At 68.7% G+C, this 12,004-nt stretch carries 4 protein-coding genes; 3 read left to right on the forward strand and 1 reads right to left on the reverse strand.

The window, feature by feature from the left end:
• Window positions 1–265 precede the first annotated feature (265 nt).
• Window positions 266–1,393 (reverse strand): hypothetical protein, encoded by a 1,128-nt coding sequence (locus BU204_RS24355; protein ID WP_143229695.1) that lies wholly within the window; start codon window positions 1,391–1,393, stop codon window positions 266–268.
• A gap of 1,182 nt (window positions 1,394–2,575) precedes the next feature.
• Between BU204_RS24355 and BU204_RS24360 the strand changes: the two genes are divergently transcribed.
• From BU204_RS24360 to BU204_RS24370, 3 genes are read left to right on the forward strand one after another with little or no spacing between them, the layout of a single operon-like run.
• Window positions 2,576–6,169 (forward strand): AAA domain-containing protein, encoded by a 3,594-nt coding sequence (locus BU204_RS24360; protein ID WP_143229696.1) that lies wholly within the window; start codon window positions 2,576–2,578, stop codon window positions 6,167–6,169.
• A complete protein-coding gene (locus BU204_RS24365; protein ID WP_143229697.1) occupies window positions 6,166–9,438 on the forward strand; it encodes a phospholipase D-like domain-containing protein in 3,273 nt (1,090 codons plus the stop codon). The genes BU204_RS24360 and BU204_RS24365 overlap by 4 nt, the downstream gene beginning before the upstream one ends.
• Window positions 9,435–12,002, forward strand: coding sequence for a sensor histidine kinase (locus tag BU204_RS24370; RefSeq protein ID WP_075128074.1), 2,568 nt, complete (start codon window positions 9,435–9,437; stop codon window positions 12,000–12,002). The genes BU204_RS24365 and BU204_RS24370 overlap by 4 nt, the downstream gene beginning before the upstream one ends.
• The last annotated feature ends 2 nt before the right edge of the window (window positions 12,003–12,004 follow it).

Here is a 12,004-nt window from a genome sequence, read left to right on the forward strand (position 1 = left end):
ATCATGCACCATCACTCAGAAGAGCCATACGAGACACTGTCTTAGCCGTAGCGAGTTCACCAATGGTAGTGAACACTGGCGCCGGGGCGTCCGAGCCAACGCCCCGGCCGACGAGGACACCCTCGCCACCCTGGTGCTGCACATGAACCGAGAGATCATCACCACGGCGCCCAGATCGAACTGCTCCGCGACCTGTACCGAACCGGCCGTCGCGCCCACGCTGCGGCAACCCCGTGACACGCCGCGACCCGTCCTGCGATGACCGCTACCGACTGCGCCGCTGACGAAGAGGCGCGTCGACGGAGGGCCGAAGCCGCCGCGTGAGCCGGTAAAGTCCGCGCGGGGGAGGTTTCTCGTCCGCGGCAGGCGTGTAGTGGAGGGCCTCGATGTGCTCCCAGTGCAGGAGCGACATCAGTTGGGCGTTGGTCTCCCGCTCCTCGTGCGTGTCCCGAGGCCGGCGAAGGCCGAGCCGTTCGTATAGCGTGAAGCGATCGACGTCGATGACCGTCGCGACGGCGGTGCCGTACTCGTCCGCCGCGGCGATCGCGGCGCGATAGGCCAGATAGGCGAGACCGTAGGGCACCAGGGCGATCAGCAACCACCAGCCGTCGGTCGCCAGCGCGGCGACCGTGAGCACGGTTGCCAGGAGCGAGACGAAACAGAGCCGGACGGTCGTGTCCAGGAGTTGCCGGGTGTCCCGGACGTACGCCACGTGCGCTTCCGGCACGACCAGGAGGAAGTGTGGGGCAGTGGTCATCGCGTCCAGCCCGTACTGGCTGCCGGCCCGGTCCTCGTAGCGCCGCAGTGTGTTGCCCAGTCGGGTCGGCAGGATGCGGCGGCCGTCCGGGAAGCGTTCCGCCCGATGTCGCAACGCGTCTCTGGCGATCACGAGCGGGATGACGTGGTTCGCGTCGCGCTCGTCGAGAAATCGGTCGCGCTTCTCCTCCAGAACGTCGTCGTCCAGGTCATCGGAATACGTCCGGTGGCCCGTGAAGCTCTCCTCGATGGTCTTGTCCAATGCGTCGAGGCGGTCCCTGATGCGTTGCGCCCGGCCGCGGTGGCGCGCGACGCCCAGCCGCATGGCACCGAGCGCGACGGCAGAGGTGCCCCAGTAACCCTCTAGCAGTTGCACAGTCGCGAACTGCAGGGGATGCAGGAACAGTGCGAGGACGAACGTGCTCAGCAGCAGCCAGGCGGCCTGCGGGATCGACCAGTCAGCGAGCCGGACGCCGAGTGCCGCCAGGTTCGGCTCCGCTCGCCAGGCGTCGCTCTTGACCAGCAGATAGGTCCAGAGCACCAGGAAGAGCGTCGGGACCATCGTGACGATGCTGAAGTACCTGCCTACCCGGCCGCCTGCGGTCAGTGCGGCGTCCGCCATCGATGGCGCTGCCATTCACCGGTTCTTCTTCGGGGTTCGCGGTGGTAGCCGGTCGACGAGGAGGTCACAGGAACTGCAGTGGTACTGACCGTTGGCGAGCTTCCGGAGCCGGCCGTCGCAGTTCCTCGTCGTGCACGGCGCGGACTGCCGATTCGGCCTGCGGCCGGGCATGCGGGGACTGCCTCCGGTGTAGCTGAGTCGTGGTACCAAGGTCACGGCGAGCAGCGCCAGCACTGGACCGGCCGAGCGAGAGCGCACCCCAGTCACCTCCCACTTCGGTGAACTCCAACATGGTAGGACTGTCGATCGTTCACGTCGATGGGATGGCTGATGGGGCGGCTGGTGAGATGGGTGGTTGCGTGGCTCCGGTCGTGGGGCAGGCGTGCGTCGGCGGCCTTGCTGTGGCGGCCGTGGCTGTCGCCCGTGGCCGGGGTAGTCCTGCTCGCTGTGGCCGGTCAGCTCGGGGTGGGGTGGCTCATCGGTGCCTGTGTTGCCGTCGGTCTTGTCGGTGGCGGTGCGTTGGTCGGGCTGGCCGGGCTGGGCAGGTCGGCGCGAGATGTCAGTCCGAGTGGTCGGTGAGGGTGTTTTCTGTCCAGATAGCGTGTGTGTGGTTGCCTCACACGCCCGCTTCTGGCTGCCCACCAGACTTGACTGACAGTGACCACGCCGCCGCGGCAGCGGCTGTTCGAGCAGCCCACACAGCTGCGTCACGAGCAGCATGGACAGCTGGATCATCGGCAGACTAGGTCGAGGCCTATTGTCCGAGGACGGGGCCACATCGCTGGCCAGCGTGGGTGTACAGCGCAAGCCGACGCAGAAAGGGGTGTTGCTAGGGACTTAAAACCCCCACGTGTCCGAGGAGGATTCTGCACACTATTCACCCCTCGTGTGCTCAATCTGTGAGTTCAGTACCGAACGACAGATCGCGGAGTGGGAGAGCCCGGCCCGCCAGCAGCTGGGCATCGTTGGCTGCTCCACCAAATGACAATCACCAGGTTCGATTCCACCGAAGTCAGGAGGTTAATCCCGCGGCGCGACGCCAGACGAGCATGCGCACGCGACGAAGCTCCATAACTTCGCCCCGGAGCCGAGAACGGCGCAGACCTCAACATCCGGTCCTGGTCCTGGGGCGCTTTGTGCGCATCGTCTGTCGATGGCAAGATTCCCGTCGTTGTGTGGCCGGTGAGGGGAGCAGCGGTGTCAAAGGGCGAGATGGATCGACTGGTCGGCGAATTGTTCTGTGGGCCAGCGGCTCCCTATGGTAGATACGCGGTGCCCGGTGGTGCCGCGGTCGACGGCGTAGAACTGATTCGCGACACCCTGTTCCGGTACGACCTGATGGACTCGACGACCAAGCCGGTCACGCTGCAGACATACTGGGACGTCTCGGAACTGGGTGGTCGGCTGTGGGACCAGGAGGTGCGTATCCTTCTTCGCGCCGCCTCGACCCGGCACCCAGCGTTGCCGGCGGTCGTCAAAGGCGGGTTCGTGGAGGGCGTGGGTGGCCGTCCCGGATTCGCGTTCGTCCTCACCGAGGGCTTCAACGAGCGCCTCGTGGACGCTTCGAACGTCATTCCGTTCATGCACGAGCATCCCGCCGAAGCGGTTCACCAACTATCACTCCTCGCCGACGCGCTGAGCGTTCTGCACGGCATGGGGGTCGTGCACCGAAATCTCTGGCCGGGCACCATCGATGTCGACACGTCACAGGCGGGTGAGCTGCCACGGCTGCGCCTTTCCCGGTTCGAGATGAGCCGGCTGGTGTCCGATCTGCTGCGCTCACCCACCATCGACGCCGACCGTGGAGCACAGGCGCGCCAACTGTTTCTTGACCAGGGTGCGCGGGCGGCCCGGTACGTGCCACCGGAGCGGCTGGCCTTCCTTTACCCCGACGAGGAAGGAGCGCCCATCGAAGACGAACGATCCGATGTATTCAGTCTGGGCATGCTTGTGTCCGAGTGGTTTCTCGGATCACTGCCCGAGCTGCCGGACGACGTCGACCGGCCGAACGAACGGCGAGCCTGGTTGACACAGATGCAGGAGGAACGTCGACAGCGGATCCGAATCGACACGACCCTGCCGTCTCACCTGACCGAGCTGCTGCATGAGATGACGGAGCCCGCGTGCCGCCACCGTCCGCGCGCCGCGGAGGTCGTGTCCCGGATCAGCAAGCACTACGAGGCGATGACCGAGCTGTGGTCCACGAGCGTCGAACTTCCCTACCTGGTAGCTTTCCAGCCCTCGGAGTTTCTCGACACGGCACTGCGATGGGGATGGATCAGTGCGGATCCGACGACCTCTGAGGGGCGCGAGCAGCTGGCCGACTTCATCGAGCGGGATCTGCGGCGCGCGAAGTTGGTCCACTCCGAGGACGGGGCCGAGAGCGCCATCCGCTACAGCGGGGACAGCAAGTCGAAAAGCGAGGCACGGCAGGTGCTGCTCGGTGAGCGAGTCCTATGGTACTGCCGCCCGTGGCGGGAGCAGTCCGCCTACGGCGGACAAGGCGCGGCAGTGGACGAGGTCCTCCTGATCAGGTATGTCGTCGGCCTCGAGTCCGAGCGAGGACGGACCTCGATGAGGGCGTTGCGCCGCGGGGGCCGCGAACGGCCGGTGCCCGCCGTCGAGGCGGTGCCGACCGACATGGCCCGCGCGGAGTTCACGGCACGGCGGAAGGGCAGGCCAGCCTGGTCGTCGTTGATCCAGGCGGTCGGGTCCAGCACGGTCGTGAGCGGCGAGGTGCGGCATCAGGAGCAGGCCTTCGACTGGCTGGTCGAGTTTCAGTGGGTCGAGCTGCGGGCGCGGCAGTACGCCTACGAACTCCTCGACGTCGACGGTGAGCGCGCCGTGGTGCGGTTCGATCAGGACCGCGACTCCGCACGCGGCTACCGGTCCGCGTTGGCGACGCTGTACGCCGAGAGCGAGTCGCGCCGACCGCTGTTCGCGGACTTCTTCGCGGGACTCACCGAAGACGACGAGGACGAACAGGGCATCGATGTACGCGGTGACGACAACGGTGAGCCCAGCCGTCCGGAGGGGTTGCGTGCGTACTACCACGACCGGAAGAGCGGCGACGCGATCACGGTGCGGGTGCCGGGCGGCGCCAACCGGCTGCCCGCTCAGGGGTGGCTCTGCCCGGCTTCGGACCGGGGCAGCCAGCGGGTGCTGATGCGACAGGAGGCCGCCCGCCAGGAGCTCCTGGACAACCGGGTGCTGGCGAGCCAGCTGCGCAAGCCGCTGACCATCGAAGGGCGACGCGAGCCGTGGGCGAAGGCGCCAGGGGACCTCATGGGGGACGGGCGTGCGGCTGTCGTTGACATGCTGGCGATACAGCCGTTCTTCGCTCTGCAGGGCCCACCGGGAACCGGCAAGACGACCGTCGCCGCACACGCGATCGCGGCCTACCTTCGGCGCGAGACCGGCCGAGTGCTCGTGTCGGCACAGTCCAACTTCGCGCTCGACAACCTCGCTCGGTCAGTACTCCGGGAGACCAACGCCGTGGACGGGAACGGCCGGCCTCGCGACAACTCCGAGGTCATCGCGCTGCGTGTGTCATCGGCCGCCGGGGCCGACCGGGTGGACACCGCGCTGCGCCCGTTCGGGCTCGTCGAGCTCACCGGGCGACGAGCCGACGCTTTGCGACGGCATGCCGACGCCGAACTGGTCGGCCGGCGCGACCCGAGGGCACGGGAGGTTCTCGGCCACTGGCGGCGGGTCGTCGACTCGTGCGAACCCGAACTCGCCGACCGGCTGCGGCGCGGCGCCAACGTCGTGTTCGCCACCTGTGCGGCCGCCACCCCCGAGGCGGTGGCCCGTGCCGGTTCGTCGGCCACCTACGACTGGGTCGTCATCGAGGAGGCGGCCAAAGCCTGGCCCACCGAACTGGCCATCCCACTGGTCCGCGGCCTGCGGTGGACCCTGATCGGCGACCACCACCAGCTTCCCGCACACCGCAGGCGCGAGGTGGAGGACTTCCTCACCGAGAGCGCACGGCACGATAACACCGAACTCGCACTGGACGACCAGGTGCTCGACTCGTACAAGAAGTTCTTCGACCTGTTCGGTGCGTTGTTCGACGACACCGTGGATCACAACGACACCAGCGCGCACCGGGCGACTCGGACGTTGAGCACGCAGTTCCGGATGCGGGAACCGATCTGCGAGGTCGTCAGCCGGGTCTTCTACCCGGCTGACGAGAACGAGGACCAGCCGCTCGGGCCTGGTCTGCTCACCACCGGGCGGGCGGAGACACCAGCGTGGCCGACCGCGCCGGACTGGTTGCACGACCACGCGCTTGTCTGGCTGGACACCAGTGAGCTGCAGAAGGAGGGCGACGAGCCGTACTGGCAGAACCAGACCGAGGCGGAGCTCGTGAAGTCGCTGGTGTCGAAGCTGCGCCCGAGACCGTCATCGCTGCCCAGCGCGAGCGATCGGCAGCCGCTCGCCGTGCTGACGCCCTACCGGCAGCAGGCCAGACTGCTGACGGAGGACCGGGACGTGGAGCCGTACGTGTCGACATTGCACGCGTTCCAGGGCCGACAGGCCGATGTCGTGATCGTGTCGATGGTCCGTGACACCGTCCGGGGCGACGCGGACAAGCCGTGGCTCAGCATCGGCCACCTCACCCAGGCGCAGCTGGTCAATGTGATGCTCTCCCGGGCGAGGGACCTCCTGGTGATCGTCGGTGACCTGCCGCACCTGGTGAACAGCGGGTCGCCGACCTGGCGGCGGCTCGGTCTCGCTTTCGAGGAGTTCGGCGTCGTGATCCCAGCGAGCCGGATGAGCGCCGGATGAGCGAGCCCACGACGGTCTACGTGCCCTGCGACGTCATTCCCGTCCGAGCCGAGTTCTCATACGGATCTGGGCTCTCGCCGATGGAGGAGTCGACCCTGCGCGCGGTGGTCGCGGGGTTCGACGCCGTGGCCGAGCTGAGCTCCCTGCTCGGCCTCGGTGAACGACTGACCCTCGACCTCATTTCCGACCTGTGGCACCGCGGATATCTGCTGCTGGACTTCTCCCGCGGCACCCTGCAGCCGAGCGCGCAGGTGCGACAGGCCGTGCTGGCCGACGACCTGTCCGAGCTCCACGGTGCCGAGCGCGTCGACGAGCAGCGGATGATCATGGTCGAAAAGCTCACCGGCCATGTGCTGTCCGTTCGCCGTGGTCGCAAACACGTGCGCGACAACAGGTTCGTCGTTCCGATCGACGTAAACGGCGGCTGGGCGGAACAGGTCACCGGCGCCCAGCTCGCCGCCGTGCTCGACGAGGAGGAGTCGCAAACCACGACGGACCTGTCCGCGCCACCGACTCGTCAGCGGCAGGTGGTGTCGGTGCACCGCCTCCCGGTCGGGGTCCAGACGGCCATTGAGCAACGCTGGCTGCCGGTGGAGATCCGCGTCGGGGTCGACCCTGACACGGAGGGAATCCTAGTGTCCGTGAGCGGCACCACCCTCCCTGCGGACCGACGCACCGAGGCGGGCCGGCGCATTACCCGGCTGCTGGAGGAGTACTCGGACTCTACGTTCGCGCGGTACCTGCGAGGGCGGGCAACCAGGCGGTACGAGGATCCGCGGTCGCTTGAGGTGCAGCTCGAGCGCCTGGAGAAGCGCGCGGCCAGGGCCGTGACCGCACCCGCCGGCACGCGCACCGCCTACCACCGGGAGCTGTCGAGCGAAGCACGGCAGGTGTACGGACTCCTCCAGCAACGGGTCCGCTCGGAGGTCGACGCTCGTCTGGTCGGTGGGCGTGACGAGCAGCTGGCGGCGGTACTCGCGCTCATCGAGAGCGCCCGCCAGCAAATCGTCCTGGTCAGTCCGCAGATCCAGCGCGACGGCCTGTTGCCGCTGATCGAACCGCTGCGCGCGGCACTGAAGGACGGCCGGCAGGTAGCCATTGTGTGGGGCTCCCGCCGCGACGACCAGCTCGACAGCTGGGTACGGACGGCGTTGATGGACCTGCGGGGCGCCGCCGGACGCGACGCCACGAACCTGCGCATGGTGTGGACACCCCGGCCGGCACGGATGAACGCCCGCCTGGCCATCGCGGACGATCGTCGAGCGATCATCACCGGCGCGCCGCTACTCGACCCGCAGCGGGACCGGCGCCAGTTGGGTGTCGAGCTCACCGCACCCGACGGCGGTATGGCGTGCGAACCGATCGAGTCACTGCTGCGCTGGGTCGCCCGCGCCATGCCCGAGTATCGCCTCGGCCAGGCGCTGTACGTGCGCCACAGCGAGTTCACACAGCAGGCCGACGACAGCGGCGCGGCCGAGCTTGTCTCGTTCCCCGACCCACCCCTCGACCGGCAGGGCGACGAGGTGGCCGACAGTGCCGTCCTGGCGTGGGGGGAGGCGTGGGTCGGTGTCGCGGCGTCGTTCCGCGAACGCCTGGCAGCCCGGCACCGTGTCTGGGCCGAGATCCTGGAAGACGGCGCCCATCGGGAGGCGCTGTCGCGGCTGCTGCGCGAGCCCCGGCAGCGGATCACCGTCAGCTCGGTCCGGGTCAGCGCACAGGTGATCACGCCGCGGTTCGTCGCGACGCTGCGCAACCAGGCCGAGGCCGGCGCCCGGATCAGCCTGACGCACCGGCGCTCCGCCGAGAACGATCCGGCCGGGCCACTGCACGAGTTGAGCCGGGCTTTCCCCAACCGCGTGCGGATCGAGCGGATCTCGACGTCGGCCCCCGTCATGGCTGGCGACGACGAGACCGTGGTCACCAGCTTCGACCTGCTGTCGCTGGGCGCGAGCTCCACCGTTCGGTCGCGGTACCCATTCGGCTCGGAGCTCGGCGTCCGGATCGTCGGGGCCGAACTCGCCGCCCTCGTTCATCAGATCATCGCGAACAGCGCGGGCACGCCGGCCGACGACGGGCCGGGGGAGGGCGACCCGGCCGAAACCGGTCCGTCGCGCCACGTTCCGGCATCCGGCGCCCAACGGCTGCTCAACGACTTCGCCGCGGCGGACGGCCCGGACCAGGCGCGGCGGGTCAGGGACGCGGTGGCCGGGTCTGCCGATCCGATCGCACTCCTCGACGAGCTCGAGCACGTCCGGCCGGGCCGGACGGTGCTCCGACTCGCCGCGGCGGCCCTGGTCTGCCGGCACGATCTGCGGGAGCTGGCGGCGACGCAGCGATGGCTCCAGTGGCTGGTGTTGGACCAGTGGCGAGCCGGACTGTTCCCGGCCGCAGCGGTGCTGCGCCAGGTGCTGCCGGACACGGGGTGGTCGCCGCGGCCCGTCCTGGCGACGATGGCTGCGGCGCACCGCACCCGGTGGAGCCCGCACGCCGTGTACGCGGCGGTCGTCGATGGTCTGCAGGACAAGGAGAAGTCGGCCATCGTGGCCGTTGGGGTGACAGATCTGCTGCTCGGGACCGACGACATGGACCAGTTGGCGGTCGGCAAGCTCAACGACGCGCTCGAACTGCTCGAGGGGGTGCAGTCGCCGTGGGACGGTTTGGCGGCGGCCGCGTCGCGGTACTGGGACACCTACCACAAGCCGGTCCCGTTGCGCCACATCCTCGAGGCCGACGACAATTCACGGCTCGACGACGAGCTCGCCGCAGCCTGGCAGCAGCTCACGACGGCACTGCTGCACGCGGCACGCACGACGTTCGACTTCGACAACGGCCAGAAGATCCACGGCCGCCTCTTCCATCCGGACGGAGTCTTCGGCGGGATGGGCGCCATCGCCGAGGCGCACGACGGTGCCGCGCTGCGCTCGTGGCTCGATGTGCACGGCGGACGGGGCGCGAGCGGGCTGATCGACCAGGCGACCCGTGAGGCGCTGCCTCGCGGCGGCAGCCTGCACAGTCGGCGGCGGCGCAGCTACGAACAGCGGCTGGCCGCCGTCCTGACGGCCGCTCGGCTCGTTCGGGAGCTGAGCGCGGCGCAGACCAACGCACCCGACTCGAACTGGGTCGACGACGCGCGGCCGGTCGCGCGGGAGCTGGCCGGCCTGTGGCCATCGCTCGTGTCGGCGACTGACGAGACCGAGGAACCGGAGCGGTACCTGATCCGGAGCGCGCTGAAGACATTGGAGCCCGTGGCCCGTTGGGGGGAGCCGTGACCGACTTCATCCACGAGATCTTCGCGGAATGGCGAGATCGTTGGAGGTACCCGTCCGCAGTCGCTCTGCTGGCGGATCCGTCGCGCACGCCGTCGAACGCCGAGCTGGCGGATGCCGTCGCCATCGATCTCGGCGCGCCACCCGCCACCAGGAACGACTCCGTGCGGGTGTTGATCGATGCCGGTGAGTTCGGGGCAGTGTCCGCTATCGTGCCGGCCGGGGAACTGACTGACGAGCTGCGCGCCCGGCTCGACGAGGCTCGCACCACGGCGCTTCGCGAGCTGGACCGCCGCCACGACGAGTTGCTGGCGCGCGGCAGGCGAGCGAGACACGCGAGGCTCGTGGAACGGTCGAGGCTGACGCTCGAGGCCGAACTCCATCCCGCTCGCGTTGCCAGGGAGCTCGACGAGTGGGAGGAGGGGATCGAGCAGGCGGAGCAAGAGCTCGCCGAGGAGCTCGAGCGCCAGCTCGTCGAGCGGGGCGCGAAGACACACCCCGCCTGGGCCGAAGCCGTTCGAGCGTGCCTGGCCGTGCGTGAGTTCCCGACGGCCGCCGGAATGATCGACGTTGGACCGGACGCAGAGGCGTTCGGCGGGCCCATTGGGGTGCCACCTGGACAGGAACGCTGGCCGTGGCGAGGACGTACCGTGGCCGAGGTGCTCGCCTGGTACACGGACGGCGCCGCCGAGCCGCCGCCCGAGTTCATCGACCGTTGGCGACCGGCGGGCTCCGACACCGCGGGCTGGCAGCTGCTCCACGCCCTTGGCGCGCTGCTGGCCGGCCCGATGGACGCGGCCGTGGTCCAGTCGTTCGCGGAGGCGTTGGACACCGTGCTCGGCGTCGAAGGCACCCGGCACGCGGTCGCCGCCGATGGTGACGGGTTCCGCACCGTCCTGTACGGCGTTCACGACCGCCGGCTCGTCCGGCTCGGGGTCCCGGACTCGCTCGCGGTATGGACGAGCGCCAACGGCGGCTCACCGGGCGCGCGTGAGGCGGCGACCGCATGGCTCGACCTGACCTCGTTCCACGTCACCGCCCCGCCGCCGTCGGGAGTTGCCCGGCTGACCGCCGACGTCCTGTTCCGGCTGCTCGCGCCGACACCAGGCGGCCAGCCGATGTCTGTCGCGAGCCGGCGGATCAACCTGTTGCGCGCGGTATACCCGCAGCTGCCGATGCGGTATGTCTTTCCGGAGCACGGTGGTCGCCTGAACGAGGGCAGCAACCACGAGCTCCGCGACGACGTGGCGTGGCTGCTCGATTTGTTGGGTGTGCAGGCACGCATGGGCGTAGTGGACGCGATCTGCTACGACACCGCGGGCTACCCACCCGCCGTCAGCGCGGCGTTCGACGGTCTCCTGCCCCATGCCGTCGCTCGCCCCACCGAGCTGACCGTCGACGATCTCGCCGCATGGCGTCATGACCCCACGGTCCAAGCCGCCTTCCGCGAACGCGTACACGACGCGCTGCGGGAAGACCCCGAGATCACGGTGGTCACACTCGTCGCCGTGTGGATCTATGAAGACAACTCCGACACCTGGTTCGGGAAGGCCGAAATCGATGAATGGCTGGTCGACTTCTTCGACGATGACCAGGTAGAACCGGCACGCTCGGTTCTGTCGGATGTCGGGGTGCTGCTGGAACGTGCCGTCTCGGCCGGCCTCCTCCGGCGGAACCAGGACCGGTACTCGTTTCGCACCCCGGGGTTGGTTAGTGTTCTGAATGACGATGTCCACGGCCGAGTCGTGGAGGCACTCGACCGCGTCCGGCAACGGCATCGCCTGGTCATGACGCAGGTCGATCTGCGGCTGCGCGACGACATGTTGACCTCGACTCTGCATTCGATCAAGAACGAGCTCTTCGCACTGAGGTCTCGGCTGGGATCGCTCGCGGCCATGGCGACCAGGCCGGCGTCCGAGGAAGACGCGAGAGGGCTGCTTGCGAACATCGCCGCCCAGTTGACGGACGCCGGCACGGGCGTCGCCGTGCTCGAACAACGCTGCCAGAGCCTGTTGCGCAAGATGACGAGCGCGATACTCGACCCGGAGTCGTTCGACGTCAACGAGCTGGCGAGAGAGCTCAAGCGGTACTTCGAGTGGCAGAACCCGGGAGAGATCGCGGTGCGTGTGGACGCATCCGGCGAGCCGCTGGTCCTGTTTGCCAGAAAGATCCTGGTCCGGCTGGCTCTCGAGAACCTCATGATGAACGCCCTCCAGGCGCAAGCTTCTGTCGATGCGCCCAAGCGAGCGATCGTGTTGCACCTGCATCGGTCTGAAGGGGAGCTGCCGGGAACGGCGATCGCTTACGTCGTCATCGACATCGAGGACGCCGGACCGGGTCTGCCCCCGCGCGTCGCCAAGAGCTTCTCCGCCGGTGAGCTCGTACCCGCCCGGGAAGGCGAGGTGAGCCGGGGGATCGACTTCACGCGCGGACATGTGACCAGCAGCGGCGGGACGTTCGACTACCTCGGTCGCTCCGAGGAACTGGGCGGTGCGCACTTCCGGATCCGACTGCCACTGCACACGCCTTCGGATCCGCCGCAGGAGCCGGTGCGGCCCGAGGACTGATG

Source organism: Actinophytocola xanthii (genome assembly GCF_001921205.1).
Taxonomy (GTDB): Bacteria; Actinomycetota; Actinomycetes; order Mycobacteriales; family Pseudonocardiaceae; genus Actinophytocola; species Actinophytocola xanthii.

Bases quoted from the DNA above. Each gene is read 5' to 3' on its own strand.
- BU204_RS24355 (WP_143229695.1), bottom strand. From the start codon at position 1,393: ATGGCAGCGCCATCGATGGCGGACGCCGCACTGACCGCAGGCGGCCGG.
- BU204_RS24365 (WP_143229697.1), top strand. From the start codon at position 6,166: ATGAGCGAGCCCACGACGGTCTACGTGCCCTGCGACGTCATTCCCGTC.